The following is a 14,905-nucleotide window of genomic DNA, read 5'->3' as shown; positions in this document are numbered from 1 at the left end:
ATGGAAACGGCGGAGCCTAAAAAATCCGCCCTAGTTGACTGTGCTTCGCAGGCAAGGTCAACAGGTCAAGCGTGCTGATACGTGTCGCACACAGGAATTCGGGTGCTTGAGCGGGTTACCGGCAGTTGCCGAAATCTGACCCTGCCATAATGGTGCCATCGGGTGAGCGCTTCAGGTGACCATTGACGGTCGCTGAGGAGCGGCAGTCGGAGCGTGGACCTGCCAAGCCAGACTGCGGGTAGCTGTCGGTATTCACGCCGGAAGTCTGCTGCTGGCACATCTGGTAGGCCATGTCATAAAGCGCTTCCCAACCACCGGGCATCGATCCGAGATTGTCCAACACGCCAAGTGCTCCGCCTACGCGTGCACCACGACGCGCGCCGCTCGGGCCGCGCCATTCGCCTCCGACAACCGCTCCCGCCATGCCTCCGGAAACGGCGTCGCCCACGACGTCGCCGCTTCCCACATGCGCATTGGCATAGTCGGTGGCATAGACGACGCAGTCTGTCCCGTCAGCGAGTGCTGCTTGGCCGACATTCAGGCCGGACATGGCAAACACTGCGGCGGCAAATGCGAACGATTGGCGGTAAGCCATGATCCGTCTCCGTAGCTGCTTCAGGCCAGTTTAATCATCCACCGGAGCCATTCCAGTGTGTCAGGGACAGCCCATCAAGAAGACGTGGGATGTGCCCAAGAGAAGGATACGGGGCAGGGTTTAACAAGCCTCTACCTGAACAGGTGACTCATTCGCCCGAAGCTGTTCGTTCGATAAACTTCTTGCCGACAAAACCAGTCTGCCCATCGAAGTCGACGCCGCACCACCACGTGCCGCAGGTATTAAAACTGATTTCAGTACCGGCAGGAATTACAGCAAGGATCGTTCCGTCCTTGTCTTCCGATTTCCTGAGATTGACCGATGCGGTGATGGTCCCCTTGTTGGGATAGTCGGTGCCAGCGGCACCAGGGTCAGCCGTCGTTTTGGGCGTCACGCTGGCTGTTTCCGTCAACTCAACAGGGGTTGTTTGTAAAGTTGGGTCACTCTGCAACGGTGTTTCGGGTTGAGGTGCAGGTTCTGCGAGAGATGGCGCGATAGTTGCCGTTGTACCGGCAGCAACCTGTTGTGCATTATTCCCGGCGATAGCATCAACACCAATCGCTTTGTCACCCAAGTCGAGCGTCGGCTGCTCTGAACCTGAAGGCCTCGTGTCGTTTGTCTGCGGGTAAAGAGGCGCAACTTGCGGTGTCGTCAAGGTGCCTCGCTCTGCAAATGCCAGGCGTATGCGCTCCTTGGCGTTTTCAATTTGTGCAGTTGTTGCTCCGCTGGAATGAACGGCGGTTGCGCTGACAGGGGACGCAGCGTCTTCGGCGATGAGCCCTTCGATGGTCGGTTCGGCGGAGATCGCTTCTGTTGTCACCAGTCGGGCATCTTCCTCAACCGGTTTGTTGGCAGCAGCCATGCCAATGGCAAAACCCGCGGATCCGATCACGGCAATCAGCAGCCCGCTGATCAGGAACATTTTGGATTTCGGATCCTGTAGGCCGGATTTTGCTTTTTGTTTTATGGCTTGAGGCAGGGGAACCACGGCCGGTTTCGGGGGCGTTGTTTCAGAACTGTCTCGCGGCCGGCGGAACACGCCGGGGATTTCCAGATCCGGTTCCTCATGGCCATCGAGCAGTTTCGGTTTCCGTGCTTCCTTGATGGCTGCTTCCTCAGTGGTTGCATGCATGTGCAAGATCTTTGCTGCAATTTTGCTGGCATCCAGCGGTTCGGGATCTTGAAGAGCAAGTGCAGCCGTATCGGTTGTATGAACGAGTTTGAGGTCTTTTTTGGGTGGTTTTGCTGTTACATTGTCCGGTCTGTAGCTGGTGCTGATATCGCAAGAGTTGGCAGGCGCGATTACGGAATACATTTGGCCCTCCCGGGTTTGCGCTACGGGTACGCTCAGAGCGGTGACATTGGTCCCGGTCGGTATTTTTTGCTGAACACTCTTGTGCCTGCCGTTCCTCAACATGTTCAAAACGACATCGGGCACTGACCACGACCTGAAGCATTAACCTTTGATAATGCGTCGGTTCACAGGCCGGATTGGGGCAGCACTGGGGAATTTCACGGAAAATGTGACGGGCTTGTGGTGAATGACGGGCAGGTTGGCCTTGTTTGCAAATGCCTAACGAGTCTCGTTCACAATATGTCCGAGTCGAGCGTTCGGATGCGAAATGTGGGTCGCACCGGCGTTTAGAAAAATGGGCAAGTGAAAACTATGGCGCGCTGGTTATCTCAACTCTTCATCAAGTCGATGGGAATTGCAGTTGTATTGATCTATGCAACGAATGTTTCTGTCGCTCAAGAAGCCAAGGAACTGAAGGTCGGGCTCTTGGCAACCTTGTCAGGACCGGCAGCGATCTTCGGCGAACATATGCGGGACGGCTTCATGCTGGCAGTCGCGCAATCAAATGGAGCTCTTGGTGGTCTTGCGACGAACGTGCTGGTCGTTGACGACAAGCTCGATCCTGAACATGCGGTCAAGCAGGTCACCAAACTGATAGATGAAAATGGTGTCGACGTTCTCGTTGGTGTCAATTTCTCAAGAGTGATGCTGGCGGTTCACGATCCCGTCGTGCGATCCAAGACGCTGTTCATTGGAACAAATTCCGGGCCCGCTCCCATCGCAGGCGGCAAGTGTAACCGCTTCTTTTTCTCCACTGCATCCCAGGACGACCAGGTTCACGAAACCATGGGGCGATACGCGAGTCTCAAGGGATATCAGCAGGTTGTGACAATAGCACCTGACTACGAAGCCGCGCGGGATGCGGTTACGGCATTCAGACGACACTTTAAGGGGCAGATTGCACGAGAGCTTTTCCCGAGACTCGGTCAGACCGATTTTGCCGAGGAATTCAACCAGATCGCTGAGATTGAACCGGATGCCATTTATGCCTTCATGCCGGGTGGCATGGGTGTCGAACTGGTCAAGCAGTTTCACACATCCGGACTGAAGGGCATTGTCCCATTTCTGTCATCGAACACGATCAATGCCATCACGCTTCCAATAACGTCGGAGATGGGTGAGGGGCTTTTTTCAGCATCTCATTGGGCCCCAAATCTCGACAATCCCGCAAACAAAAGGTTCGTTCGGGAGTTTTCCCGAAAGTACAAATATGCGCCGTCAGTCTATGCCGCGCAGGGGTATGATGCAGCCAAGCTCATCCACTTTGCACTCGAACTGACAGGCGGGGTGAAAGAGCAGGAAGCTCTTATTTCGGCAATTAGCGCGGCCCCGTTCGAAAGTGTTCGCGGAGACTTCCGGTTCAATTCGAACCAGTTTCCAATTCAGGATTTTTATCTCGTCGAAGGTGTTCGCAGAACCAGCAGGCTCTATGAAATGGAAGCTATTGCGCGGGTATTTGACGATGTCGGCGACGCGTATGCCGGTTCTTGCCGCATGTAACTACGCTCAATTCGACGTTGCACTGCGTGAGTATTGAATTGGTCAGTCCAAAAAACGTCCGCTGCCATCTTGTATTCTGAACTGGCCAGTCCATATCAGTGTCATGAGCCACACTGCAAGCAAAACAACCATCGAGGAAAAACGGGCTTCAGGGCCTGGGCGTCCTCGTGCGTTTGATGAAGCGGCTGCGCTTGAAGCAGCGATGAACGTCTTCTGGCAGAATGGTTTCGAGTCAACCTCTCTTGATGATCTGACCGGCGCCATGGGGTTAAGCCGATCAAGTTTTTATGCTACATTCGGCAGCAAGCAGGATCTGTTTCTGAGGGCAATTGGATATTATTCCCGCAATGGGATACGCGGTCTTGCGGAAACGGCGAGAGCAGCTGAGGCGAGCGACGCAAATGTCGTTGATGCCATGATGAAGGCCTTGTCAGACCCCAAGGGTGGGCCGCGCGGGTGCCTTCTCATCAACTGCATAACAGAGCTTGCCCCACACGATGAGAAAGTTGCCGAACTCGGCCGGCGTCATCTTGAAAGCATTGAGGATCTGTTTGCCAAGGCACTCGATCCCGCGAATCCAGATGCCGTCCGTGACAAGGCCAGTGCCTATTCGTCGCTGGCCATAGGCACGCTGGCACTCAGAAAAGCCGGAATTCCTGCCGAACGGATCACCCGAACGATTCAACAGGCAAAAGAGGTGCTTTCACCTTAAGTCGACCTGAACTCTATTCCAACAATACGTTTCGCGAATAATATTGGACTGATCGTTCCAATTTTATGCCAACCCGACCAAAGGACTGCAAAGGATAGTAAGATGTCGGACAGCAAGCTTTTCCAGGCCTCACAAGCAGGTGCAATTGAACTCAAGAACCGCGTGGTCATGGCACCGCTGACGCGGAACCGCGCCCGTGCCGAGGACGATGCCCCAACAGAATTGCAAGCTGAATATTATGGACAGCGAGCAGGGGCGGGCCTGATCATTACCGAGGCCTCTCAAATATCGCCGCAAGGCAAGGGTTATGCATGGACACCTGGTATTTACTCCAGGGCGCAGGTTGATGGATGGAAAAAGGTAACCAGCGCGGTTCATGCCAAGGGTGGCAAGATTGTTCTTCAACTCTGGCATGTCGGCCGGATCTCGCATCCAGTCTTGCAGCCGGAAGGTGTTGATCCTGTTGCACCGAGCGCGATTGCCGCTCAATCGAAGACCTTCGACGGCGCGCAATTTGTGGACACGCCGACACCAAGAGCACTTGAAGCAAGTGAAATTCCGCAGATTGTCGAAGACTACCGCAAAGCCGCGGCAAATGCCCTTGATGCAGGCTTTGACGGGGTCGAAGTGCATGCGGCCAATGGCTATCTGATCGACCAGTTCCTGCGGGATGGGTCTAACAAGCGAGAGGACGCTTATGGCGGATCTATCGAGAACCGGTCTCGGTTCTTGAAGGAAGTCATGGATGCGGTCGTAGGTGTCTGGGGTGGCGAAAGGGTGGGGATCCGCCTTAGTCCGTTCTCAAACGCAAACGACATTTCTGACAGCGATCCGCAACAGACCTTCTCTCACGCGATACGTTTGCTGAACAAATACGACCTTGCCTACCTACATCTGGTCGAAGGCCAGACCGGCGGACCGCGCGATATCCCCGAAGGTGGCGATCTTGCTGCGCTATATGCGCTCTTCAACGGCGTCAGAATGGGCAACAACGGTTATGACCGCGCTACGGCAATCGAGGCGGTTGAGAGTGGCACGCTTGACCTCGTGGCGTTTGGCAGGCCGTTCATTTCCAACCCCGATCTGGTGGAGCGTCTCAAAGTCGACGCTGTGTTGAACCAGCTCGATCCCGATACACTCTACGGCGGCACTGAAAAGGGATACATCGATTATCCCTCCTTGAGTGAAGCGACAATTGCGGCCGAATAGGCATGAAAAGATTCAGGCTGTCTGACATCCACCCCTTCTGAGGCGGCCTGAAGCTTGGCCGGTGCGGCGTAATTGCCAGCACCGGCTTCTTTTTAGCCTGCGTGCTGCGCTGGCTCGCGCACATTGACCACAATGAGGGCGCACCACAAGCCAAGAGCAAGCTCTATTGCCAGGGCCGCAAGAAGTGACGCAGGCGGTATTCCGTCCATCGGCAAGCTGATCAGGCGTCCAACCGCATAAGACAGCAGAAGCACGGCCGACAGGATGAGAGCTGGTGTTACAAGTCTATCGTCTTTCAAGCCGGCGATTGCCAGGATGCATCCAGCGAGGATCGGCACTCCAGGAGCTCTGATTTCGCTCATCATAGCAGCGGACGGGTCAAGAGCGATATTGTTCAAACCATACAAAAATGCGGGCGCAAAGACTACGAGAATGCCGACGATACCTAATGTCAAAGCAGACAAGGATAGGGCGATTTTTGTTTGAATGCTGGCCATTCCAATTCTCCGGTCGTGGTTTGATCTGATTTCAAGGTGACGGTCGAAGTCTGGATTTTCCATGCTTGAAAGTGTTAAAAAGTCAGCAGATCGTCCAGAAGTAGGCTCAGACACACATCCTTGTCCGATATCGTTGCAGAAGAAAATCATCCCACGCCTGTCAAAGTCGACAGGCATGATCCATTGAATGAAGCGCTTCACCTGCTCAATCTCAGCGGGACATTTTATTGCGTACCGGAACTGACAGCGCCTTGGGGCATTGCAGTTCCGGAGCTTGCAAAGCGACTGGTTTTGATTGTCGTGACCGAAGGCAAGTGTGTCTTGGATCTCAAGAACGGAGACGTGCTTGAGTTGGGGCAGGGCCAATTGGCGCTGCTGCCTCATGGAGGGGCAGTTGATCTGCGTGATCACCCATGCAGTCCACTGACACCCCTTTTTGATATTCCTGCCAAAAGACACAGTGCAAATTTCGAGACCATGAGTTTTGGTGGTGGCGGTGTCATGACACGTATGACCTGCGGTGTACTGAAGGTGGATCATGCAGCAGCCGAAAGGCTGATCGAGCTTTTGCCACCGGTGATCTTGCTGGACGAATTTGATTTGCTAGCAGGAAGGTGGGTTGAAGGTACACTTCAATATCTTGCAGAAGAGGCCCGGAACCCTCAGCCTGGCGGTGAAACGGTCCTCACGCGACTCACGGACATTTTGGTTGTTCAGGCCATTCGAAGTTGGTTGAAGCGCGCGCCGGATCAGCAAACCGGTTGGCTTGCAGCGCTCCGTGATGCGAAAGTCGGTAAAGCCCTGCAGATATTTCACAAAGAGCCTGAAGCCTCCTGGACGATAGAGCGTCTTGCCCAGCATGCCGGCATGTCCAGATCAGCATTCGCTGCGCGGTTTAAGGAACTGACCGGTGAAGGGGTGATGAATTATGTGACCCGATGGAGGATGCAGCTTGCTTGCAGCGAATTGAAAAACAGCGGCAGTTCGCTGGCCGGGATTGCCTCAGCTGTCGGGTACGAATCCGAGGCAGCATTTGCCCGTGCTTTTAAGCGTGTCGTTGGTCAGACGCCTGCTTCATTCCGCAAACTCTGAAGCCTACTTTTCTGCAATCGATTGGTCGATTTCCTCCAGCGAAATCCCGCGTGTCTCAGGTGCATATGCCCAGGAAAACCAAAGCCCGAACGCTCAGAAAAACGCGGACAACGTGATTTTTTAGATTTTTGAACCCGGCAAAAAGACATTGCGCTTGTCACGACCGGATGCAAGCCCTGAATGGGATGGATCTTTCATGCAATCATGTGTCGATTGTGCGCAATGATGAAATAGAATTCATCAACCGTACCGGAGCGTACTCTTTTTTGAGGATCTGTCCTTTTACGGATTTTGAAAACCTGTCACACCTCCGGTCAACGACAAATGGGCATTAATCTGGATCCGATGTAGCGGGTTTCAGCCGCTGAGGCGGTAAAGATGCCCGCAATCAAGACGGATAAGTGACATGCCTCCCTATCGTTCAAGAACCTCAACCCATGGCCGCAACATGGCCGGCGCACGTGGCCTTTGGCGCGCTACAGGGATGAAGGACGACGATTTCGGCAAGCCGATCATCGCGATCGCCAATTCGTTCACTCAATTTGTGCCGGGTCATGTTCATTTGAAGGATCTTGGCCAGTTGGTGGCCCGTGAAGTGGAAAAGGCGGGTGGCGTTGCCAAGGAATTCAATACGATTGCAGTTGATGACGGCATCGCCATGGGGCATGACGGCATGCTCTATTCGCTTCCTTCACGAGAAGTGATTTCCGATGCCATTGAATACATGGTCAACGGTCACTGCGCGGACGCGATCGTCTGCATTTCCAATTGCGACAAGATCACACCAGGAATGTTGAATGCCGTCATGCGGCTGAACATTCCTGCTGTTTTTGTTTCTGGCGGGCCCATGGAGGCCGGCAAGGTTGTGCTCGAAAACGGGGTTGAGAAGGCGATCGACCTCATTGATGCAATGGTTGCATCGGCAGACGAAAACATGTCCGACGCGGACGTTTTGTCTATGGAACAAAATGCCTGTCCAACCTGTGGTTCGTGTTCGGGAATGTTCACCGCCAACTCCATGAATTGTCTGACGGAAGCGTTGGGGTTGTCACTGCCCGGGAACGGTTCAACCCTTGCCACGCATGCAGATCGGGAGCGCCTTTTTGTCGAGGCCGGACATTTGATTGTTGATCTTGCCAAAAGGTACTACGAACAGGACGACGAGAGCGTGCTTCCGCGCAACATCGCCAATTTCCAGGCCTTTGAAAACGCGATGAGTCTCGACATATCAATGGGGGGATCCACCAACACCATTCTGCACCTGTTGGCGGCATCATATGAAGGTGAAATCGGCTTCACCATGGACGATATCGATCGCTTGTCCAGAAAGGTACCGGTGCTCTGCAAGGTCGCGCCGGCGGTTGAAAACATCCATATGGAAGATGTCCATCGGGCAGGGGGCATAATGGGGATCCTGGGCGAGCTCGATCGGGCAGGATTGCTGCACTCGGAGATTCCGACGGTTCACTCTTCAAGCATGAAAAAGGCGCTCGCCAGGTGGGACATCTGCCAGACGAACTCTGAAAGCGTGCATGAGTTTTACAAAGCTGCCCCAGGCGGTGTGCCGACCCAGACAGCCTTCAGCCAGGAACGTCGTTGGGACGATCTCGACCTTGATCGACAGTCAGGGGTCATTCGCGAGCTGGATCATGCCTACAGCACGGATGGCGGACTTGCCGTGCTTTACGGCAATATTGCTGAAGACGGCTGCGTTGTGAAAACAGCTGGTGTGGACGATAGCATCCTGAAATTTGTTGGCCCGGCCCGTATTTTTGAAAGCCAGGACAGCGCCGTTTCCGCAATTCTCACCAACAAGATTAAAGCCGGCGACGTCGTTTTGATCCGCTATGAAGGTCCGCGCGGTGGCCCTGGCATGCAGGAAATGCTTTATCCGACCAGCTATTTGAAGTCGAAAGGGCTTGGCAAGGAGTGTGCGCTGATCACGGATGGGCGTTTTTCGGGTGGTACATCAGGCCTCTCAATCGGTCATATGTCGCCGGAAGCTGCTGAGGGCGGGGCAATAGGCCTTGTGGAAGAAGGCGACACAATTGTCATCGACATTCCGAACCGCGTCTTGCGAGTTGACCTCACAGACGAAGAACTTGCGGGTCGTCGTGCTGCCATGAATGCCAAAGGTGAGGAAGTCTGGAGACCTCTTGAAAAGCGCAAGCGCAAGATCACCAAAGCGCTCAAGGCTTACGCTAAAATGACGACGAGCGCCGCCAAAGGTGCCATCCGAGAAGTGGATTGATACGACACATCAGCTGGAAAGAGACGGAAAACTTCCGCCTTTTTCAATTTCTGACCATTGTCTTCTGCCGTTGTGTGCCTCACATAGACGGCTAGCTTTTTCGTTTCTTACCCACCGGTTGCTTTCATGGATTCTCTGACACAATTTGCTCTTGGCGCGGTCGTTTCTACTGCTTGTCTGGGGAGCAAGGTGGGGCCGCGCAGGGCGGTGCTCATTGGAGGCGTGCTGGGTACGTTGCCGGATCTGGATGTTTTCATCCCCTTTGACGATCCAATCGACAGCTTTGTTTATCATCGCGGCTGGACGCATTCGATTTTTGTTCACGCACTTGCTGCGCCATTGATCGGGGAAGTCCTGCTGCGATTGTTCAAGGGATTGAGAGAAAACCGCTGGCTTGTTTGGGCCACTGTTTTTCTGTGCTTGTCGACCCACGCGGTCATCGATGCGATGACCGTCTACGGAACCAGAATTTTCTGGCCGCTTTACCCCGATCCTGTTGGGGTTGGTTCTGTGTTCATCATCGATCCAACATATTCGCTTCCGTTGCTCGCCATTGTGATTTGGGCGCTTTTCAAGAAGTCCTGGACAACACGTTTTCGAAACGGCGTAGCTGCAGCCCTGATCTTTTCGACGGGATATCTGGGGCTCTCGATGGTCGTCCAGAAATATGTTGAAGGCAAAGCCGGGCAGTTGTTTGCCGAAGTGGGCACTCCTCCTGATACGATTTATGCCATTGCCGCGCCGTTCAACATTCTTCTCTGGAAGGTTATTGGCCTCAGGGACGATCAATACCAAAACCTCTATGTTTCCCTTTTTGATGGGGATGGAGATCCGGAAATCTATGCGCATCCGCGTCACCCGGAACTCGTGGCCTGCCTTGAGGAAACACCCGCATTCAACAAACTGAAGTGGTTCAGTAGAGGCTTTTACAAAGCTGATCTGGTCGACGGCAAAGTTGTTGTGTCGGACCTGCGCATGGGATTGACACCGGGGTATGCCTTTCGCTTTGCCATCGCTGAGAAAATGGCTGACAAGCTGGAACCGATCGAGCCGGAACGCGTTGTGGACCAGGCTCGCGTGGAAGAAGACGACTGGGCATGGCTGGGCGCGCGGCTACAAGGTGAGCCGCGTGAACGAACGGCGGAAGCCCGGCTCGTGAAGCCGATTGAAATGGCAGCGCAAAGCCTTTGCGGCCAGCATATCACTCCTGCCGGTTAGGTGGCGTCTTCAGAGAACTCCTTCGAGGTTTAATTTCTCGCGAACCGTGCATTTCAGTGTTGCACGGTCAGCTCTCCGGCAGTGGGGCCAAGAGCGTTTGGCTCAGCAGGCTGTCCGGATCGTGGACTTCAGGTACTTGTGTACAATCGGGTGAGTGATCGCTGTCTGTGCCCTGATGCTCCTTCAAGGAAGCGCAAATCGGAATTGCCGCTTGTCTCGTACCTTGAGAGGCGGCGGTCATCACATCCAGGAGTGTTCCCTCGGTTTCGCCCAGAGCCAGGGACAAGTGCTTGGCGAACAGGGAAATCGTGCGGTCGGCGCTATAATTGGCCATCTGACCCCGGCCGGATGATGTGACGAGGGCTTCCGGTCGATTGTCATGATCGACTGAATGTTCATCCAGCAGATCCAGATTAACTGCATAGGAATTGTTGGTGTCGAGGATCAGAACAACTTCACCGGCGCGAATGGCGTGTATCATTGCGGCAAAGGCCGGCGCGGACATCCAGACGCCTTCAGCAATGGCTTCGCTGGCAGTTTCGGGGGACTGATCAGCCCAGAGTTCCAAGACATGGCCGACGGCCGTGTCCGTGTCTGCCACCTCTGCGCTGCTCAAGGGAAGGTTCGCGTAGATGATCAGGCGGTCATCCGGGCCGAGATTGTTGGAAAGTTCGGTTGCTTTCAACTTCAGGGCCGATGCGCTTGCTCCTTCGTTGACGAGCAAATGCGTCCGCCCGGGACTTGCATCAAGCCGGGGCGCGAGTGCGGAAATAACTTTGTCCAGGCTGTTTTTGCACATTTCCGGCGACTGGGGGTTCCAGGGCGGGCATATGCCAATTCCGAGAATATGGTTTTGAACACCCTGGTTCTCCGCGTTCCCGGTTTCTTGTGCACTTGCGACGACGGTAGATCCGCTGGCCAAAACTACGGCACAGATTGGCATCAGAGATGACCGCAGGAATTGTGAAACTATCCGGCGGAAGGTCTCGAACATGTTTACTCCCTGGTGCCCGTTCTCGCAGTTTCTGACGCTAGTGGCATCTTCCATTGAAGGTCAGCGCGTGACTGAATGCAAAGAGAATGACTTTAGCGGCCAACCGTGTCTGTTCCCAATTATAGCTTATGTTTTAAGGGATTAAACATTGAATTGGCTGGTCTCCTATCAATCGAAAAACGCCTTCGCCAAACTCTTCCTTTGAGCTGATGAACCTAGATGCTTCCTTGTCAGTTCAGGAGTTGCTTCAACCGCTCGATCACCTGCTGTGTGTCATCGGTCAAAGTTCCTGTGTCGGCGCGCCCGACCGCGTTCACCATCTGCATCATGTCTGGAATTGTATCTCGTCCGCCAAGCTTTACGGTTCGTATGATCAGTCTGCGGATCATGTCATCCTGATTGCTGCTCTGGCTGGCCATCCATTTGGCAAAAACATACAGCTCTTTGGAATCCGCTTCAGAGAGTTCAAAGACTTTCCGTAACTGTTCCTCGATGCTCTTTTTTCCGCCCTGGAAATGCCGCCATCGATTTCCGCAACCAATATCAGCAACGCAGCGCCCGTCACACGCGGATCGTCAACGCTTTCTGTGGGGTGTTGGTTCAGGAGCGCTTTGTATCCAAACCGATTGGCTGCCGCCTTGACGTCCTGAGGCGCCTCAAGGACTGCACCCGGGGTGTGTGTGGTCTGGCCGGTTCGAAAGATCCAGTAAGCAATGATGGCGACAAGTGCGAGCGCTGCGAGCAGGATTTGCAAAGGAAACCTCTTTTATATGCAGTGGCAAGCAGCACACGGCGATTGGTCTAGAACCGCCGTGATGAGCATCAAGATGCCGCCGCGACGTCCTGCGCTTTTGCAGACACCAGCCGATTGACGACATTCTCAATAATCTTGTGCCCTGCATCCTGGTCAAGAGACATAATAGATTCAGGGTGGAACTGTACCGCCGCGATAGGTTCTTTTTGGTGCTCAACAGCCATGACCACCCCGTCCTCCGTTTCTGCTGTCACGCGTAGATCGGTAGGCAGTGTGTGGCGGTTGGCGAAAAGTGAATGGTAACGCCCGACTGTGACCGGGGCCTCCAGACCATCAAACAACAGCGAGTTGCCGGAAAAGCTGACAGGCGAAGGTTTGCCGTGCATCGGTGTTTCCAACTGCCCGAGTTCTGCACCGAAGTATTCTGAAAGTGCCTGTAGACCAAGGCAGACGCCAAAGATTGGCAGGGCACGTGAACGAGCACGGCCGATGGTTGCTGCGCAGTCAAAGTCTTTGGGGTTTCCGGGGCCGGGAGAAAGAACAACCAGATCCGGTGCCACGTCATGGAAAACATGGTCCGCAACCGGGGTCCGGTAGGTAACAACGTCAGCACCTGTCTGGCGGAAATAGTTCGCCAAAGTATGTACGAAACTGTCCTCGTGGTCGACGAGCAGGATTTTCATGCCCTTGCCGGGTTTTGCTTCTTCTGGTTTTTCTGCCGATTTGGAAGCAAGGCCTGCTTCCCTGACCGCAGCGCGCATGGCTTCCGCCTTCAGTTCCGTCTCGGCTTCTTCATCTTCAGGGACACTGTCATAGAGCAGGGTCGCTCCGGCACGAATCTGGGCCATGCCGTCCTTGATGCGCACTGTGCGCAGCGTCAGGCCGGTGTTCATATCACCGTTGAAGAGAACCGCTCCGATCGCGCCGCCATACCAGGCACGTGAGGACTTTTCGTGGTCCTCGATAAACTGCATGGCCCACCGTTTTGGTGCCCCGGTGACGGTAACAGCCCAGGTATGAGACAGGAACGCATCAAGGGCATCCATGTCTTCGCGAAGAATGCCTTCAATGTGGTCCACCGTATGAATGAGCCGCGAGTACATTTCGATCTGACGGCGACCGATCACCTTGACGGATCCAGGCACACACACTCGGCTCTTGTCGTTCCGGTCGACATCGGAACACATTGTGAGTTCCGCTTCGTCCTTTTCGGAATTCAGAAGTTTGCGGATCTGCGCCTCGTCTTCAATTGCGTTTTTCCCGCGTCTGATCGTGCCGGAGATCGGGCAGGTCTCCACGCGGCGCCCACCGGTTACACGCACGTACATTTCCGGTGAAGCACCGACCAGATACTCGTTGTTGCCGAGATTGAAGAAAAAGGAATAAGGCGACGGGTTTATCTGCGCCAAACGTCTTGAAACGGCTGATGGCGGATTGGCGCAGGGTTCATAAAATGTCTGGCCGGGCACTGTTTCAAACAGGTCGCCGCGCCGGAAATAGTCCTTGGCCTTCTCAACAAGTTTCGAATACTCGCCCGGTTCGTGATCGCCGCGTCCAGGGTCTATGTTTGCCGGTGTATACTGGCGCTTTTCACCGGTACGTTCCAAGCCCTTGGTGCTGCGTCCGTTCACGACGAAATCATATTCCAGAACATAAGCCCGCTTGCCGTGGTGATCGACGATCAGGATTTCGTCAGGCAAAAAAAGAACCACGTCACGCTGGTCATCGGGCCGTTGCAGTTTCAGGTCGATCGGCTCGAACTGAAAGGCAACGTCATAGCCGAAAGCGCCATACAAACCGAGCTGGTCGTCATCGCAGGCAAAGAGATTTTTCAACTCCCGAACAATCGAGAATGTCGATGGCTGGCGGGATCTTTCTTCTTCGTTGAACAAGCGATCCGGCGTCTTGACAGTCAGCTCGATCTTGGTGTCGCTGGCCTCGAAAGTGTCAACGTCCGGATGAGATTTCAGAAGATCGCGAATGGCAGGAAGAATAACCATACCGCGCTCGTTGAGCGTTCGGATTTCGACTTTACGGTCGGCAGCTTCCATCACCAACGGCGGGTTGACCAGAGCCATGTCCCAACGGGTGTATCTGCCCGGATATTCATAGGACGAGGCCAGGACAGCTCCCAACTCAGAATCCAACCTGTCAATCCAGTCCGAAGTGCCTGTCTCATAGTCAGAAGGACGGGAGGTGCGCAGGATCGTGATCCCGCCTTTGGTTTCATAGGTTTGATCTGCCAGCGCCGGCATTGGTCTGTTCCCGTGTTGGTGGCTGCCTGAAACTTCCGGCAGCCCATTAATGCACCAAGGCCGCCAGCGGTGTCCCGCGGCGGCCTTGGTGAAAATATGATCCGTTCAGAGCATGAGTGATCGTCGGCCGCCTATTTTGCGCCGCGCCACCACCAAGCTGCTTTCAGGTTCATCAACATGCAGACAGCCATAGCGGAAGGTGCAGAGGTTGGCAACGGCTTTGTTGCCCCGCCGGTATGATGAAAACAAGCTTGCTCTGAAACGTAGCCGTTTGCATGTGTGTATTGTCGCAATCTGACAAAGAGCTGGTCCGGATCGTCAACCAGCCAGGGCCCAAATTCTTCAATTTTGCTCAACTGACAAATAGATCGGCAACAAAGCGAACCGTAACGTAACGAACACTCAATTCACGACTTTCCGCTATCCGATCTTGACGCATTCTTGCAGATGCCGTTGTTGCGCTGCAATGTGTGG

Annotated in this window: 13 protein-coding genes; 6 read left to right on the top strand and 7 right to left on the bottom strand. The window is 54.3% G+C overall.

Features of this window, described 5'->3' with window-relative positions; genetic code table 11:
* Positions 1-115: 115 nt before the first annotated feature.
* Both ACZ1HV_RS04205 and ACZ1HV_RS04200 read right to left on the bottom strand, forming a co-directional pair.
* Entirely contained in the window at positions 116-595 is a 480-nt protein-coding gene (locus tag ACZ1HV_RS04205; RefSeq protein ID WP_472717410.1) for a hypothetical protein, read from the bottom strand.
* A gap of 148 nt (positions 596-743) precedes the next feature.
* Positions 744-1,910 carry an SH3 domain-containing protein gene (locus ACZ1HV_RS04200; RefSeq protein WP_472717409.1) on the bottom strand — a complete coding sequence of 389 codons (1,167 nt, stop codon included), beginning with the start codon at positions 1,908-1,910 and terminating at the stop codon, positions 744-746.
* Between the two features lie 351 nt (positions 1,911-2,261).
* On the opposite strand from ACZ1HV_RS04200, the gene ACZ1HV_RS04195 reads away from it, so the two are divergent.
* The 3 genes from ACZ1HV_RS04195 (at position 2,262) to ACZ1HV_RS04185 (ending at position 5,370) form a co-directional block, all read left to right on the top strand.
* On the top strand, positions 2,262-3,449 hold the full coding sequence (locus tag ACZ1HV_RS04195; protein WP_298814256.1) for an ABC transporter substrate-binding protein: 1,188 nt from the start codon (positions 2,262-2,264) through the stop codon (positions 3,447-3,449).
* A gap of 103 nt (positions 3,450-3,552) precedes the next feature.
* Positions 3,553-4,161 carry a TetR/AcrR family transcriptional regulator gene (locus ACZ1HV_RS04190; protein ID WP_298814255.1) on the top strand — a complete coding sequence of 203 codons (609 nt, stop codon included), beginning with the start codon at positions 3,553-3,555 and terminating at the stop codon, positions 4,159-4,161.
* 102 nt (positions 4,162-4,263) lie between these two features.
* Entirely contained in the window at positions 4,264-5,370 is a 1,107-nt protein-coding gene (locus ACZ1HV_RS04185; protein WP_472717408.1) for an alkene reductase, read from the top strand.
* Between the two features lie 92 nt (positions 5,371-5,462).
* Here the strand turns inward: ACZ1HV_RS04185 and ACZ1HV_RS04180 are convergent, their stop codons facing one another.
* Positions 5,463-5,867 (bottom strand): DUF4345 domain-containing protein, encoded by a 405-nt coding sequence (locus tag ACZ1HV_RS04180; RefSeq protein ID WP_298814253.1) that lies wholly within the window; start codon positions 5,865-5,867, stop codon positions 5,463-5,465.
* Between the two features lie 120 nt (positions 5,868-5,987).
* Here ACZ1HV_RS04180 and ACZ1HV_RS04175 point away from each other — a divergent pair, with 120 nt between their 5' ends.
* The 3 genes from ACZ1HV_RS04175 (at position 5,988) to ACZ1HV_RS04165 (ending at position 10,428) form a co-directional block, all read left to right on the top strand.
* Positions 5,988-6,959, top strand: a complete 972-nt coding sequence (locus ACZ1HV_RS04175; protein WP_298814252.1) for an AraC family transcriptional regulator — start codon at positions 5,988-5,990, stop codon at positions 6,957-6,959.
* A 406-nt stretch (positions 6,960-7,365) separates the two neighbouring features.
* The gene (gene ilvD / locus ACZ1HV_RS04170) at positions 7,366-9,210 is read left to right on the top strand and encodes a dihydroxy-acid dehydratase (RefSeq protein ID WP_472717407.1); all 1,845 of its coding nucleotides are present in this window, start codon (positions 7,366-7,368) and stop codon (positions 9,208-9,210) included.
* A gap of 126 nt (positions 9,211-9,336) precedes the next feature.
* Positions 9,337-10,428, top strand: a complete 1,092-nt coding sequence (locus tag ACZ1HV_RS04165; RefSeq protein WP_472717406.1) for a metal-dependent hydrolase — start codon at positions 9,337-9,339, stop codon at positions 10,426-10,428.
* A 67-nt stretch (positions 10,429-10,495) separates the two neighbouring features.
* Here ACZ1HV_RS04165 and ACZ1HV_RS04160 read toward each other — a convergent pair whose 3' ends face one another.
* The 4 genes from ACZ1HV_RS04160 to ACZ1HV_RS04145 form a co-directional block, all read right to left on the bottom strand.
* Entirely contained in the window at positions 10,496-11,422 is a 927-nt protein-coding gene (locus tag ACZ1HV_RS04160; protein WP_472717405.1) for a hypothetical protein, read from the bottom strand.
* A gap of 230 nt (positions 11,423-11,652) precedes the next feature.
* Complete coding sequence (locus ACZ1HV_RS04155) at positions 11,653-11,811, bottom strand: hypothetical protein (protein ID WP_472717404.1); 159 nt, start codon at positions 11,809-11,811, stop codon at positions 11,653-11,655.
* A complete protein-coding gene (locus ACZ1HV_RS04150; protein ID WP_472717403.1) occupies positions 11,808-12,176 on the bottom strand; it encodes a hypothetical protein in 369 nt (122 codons plus the stop codon). Before ACZ1HV_RS04150 ends, ACZ1HV_RS04155 begins: the two co-directional genes overlap by 4 nt.
* Before the next feature lie 68 nt (positions 12,177-12,244).
* The gene (locus tag ACZ1HV_RS04145; protein WP_472717402.1) at positions 12,245-14,431 is read right to left on the bottom strand and encodes an anthranilate synthase component I; all 2,187 of its coding nucleotides are present in this window, start codon (positions 14,429-14,431) and stop codon (positions 12,245-12,247) included.
* Between the last annotated feature and the right edge of the window lie 474 nt (positions 14,432-14,905).

It is taken from the genome of Roseibium sp. JB4-4, from assembly GCF_055693425.1.
This window is presented reverse-complemented; position numbering and strand designations above follow the sequence as displayed.

What these genes read in the sequence shown, in the direction of transcription:
- ACZ1HV_RS04205 (WP_472717410.1), bottom strand. Translation starts at nt 595, where the DNA reads ATGGCTTACCGCCAATCGTTCGCATTTGCCGCCGCAGTGTTTGCCATG.
- ACZ1HV_RS04155 (WP_472717404.1), bottom strand. Translation starts at nt 11,811, where the DNA reads ATGATCCGCAGACTGATCATACGAACCGTAAAGCTTGGCGGACGAGAT.
- ACZ1HV_RS04160 (WP_472717405.1), bottom strand. Translation starts at nt 11,422, where the DNA reads ATGTTCGAGACCTTCCGCCGGATAGTTTCACAATTCCTGCGGTCATCT.
- ACZ1HV_RS04185 (WP_472717408.1), top strand. Translation starts at nt 4,264, where the DNA reads ATGTCGGACAGCAAGCTTTTCCAGGCCTCACAAGCAGGTGCAATTGAA.
- ilvD (WP_472717407.1), top strand. Translation starts at nt 7,366, where the DNA reads ATGCCTCCCTATCGTTCAAGAACCTCAACCCATGGCCGCAACATGGCC.
- ACZ1HV_RS04165 (WP_472717406.1), top strand. Translation starts at nt 9,337, where the DNA reads ATGGATTCTCTGACACAATTTGCTCTTGGCGCGGTCGTTTCTACTGCT.
- ACZ1HV_RS04190 (WP_298814255.1), top strand. Translation starts at nt 3,553, where the DNA reads ATGAGCCACACTGCAAGCAAAACAACCATCGAGGAAAAACGGGCTTCA.
- ACZ1HV_RS04195 (WP_298814256.1), top strand. Translation starts at nt 2,262, where the DNA reads ATGGCGCGCTGGTTATCTCAACTCTTCATCAAGTCGATGGGAATTGCA.
- ACZ1HV_RS04200 (WP_472717409.1), bottom strand. Translation starts at nt 1,910, where the DNA reads ATGTATTCCGTAATCGCGCCTGCCAACTCTTGCGATATCAGCACCAGC.
- ACZ1HV_RS04145 (WP_472717402.1), bottom strand. Translation starts at nt 14,431, where the DNA reads ATGCCGGCGCTGGCAGATCAAACCTATGAAACCAAAGGCGGGATCACG.
- ACZ1HV_RS04180 (WP_298814253.1), bottom strand. Translation starts at nt 5,867, where the DNA reads ATGGCCAGCATTCAAACAAAAATCGCCCTATCCTTGTCTGCTTTGACA.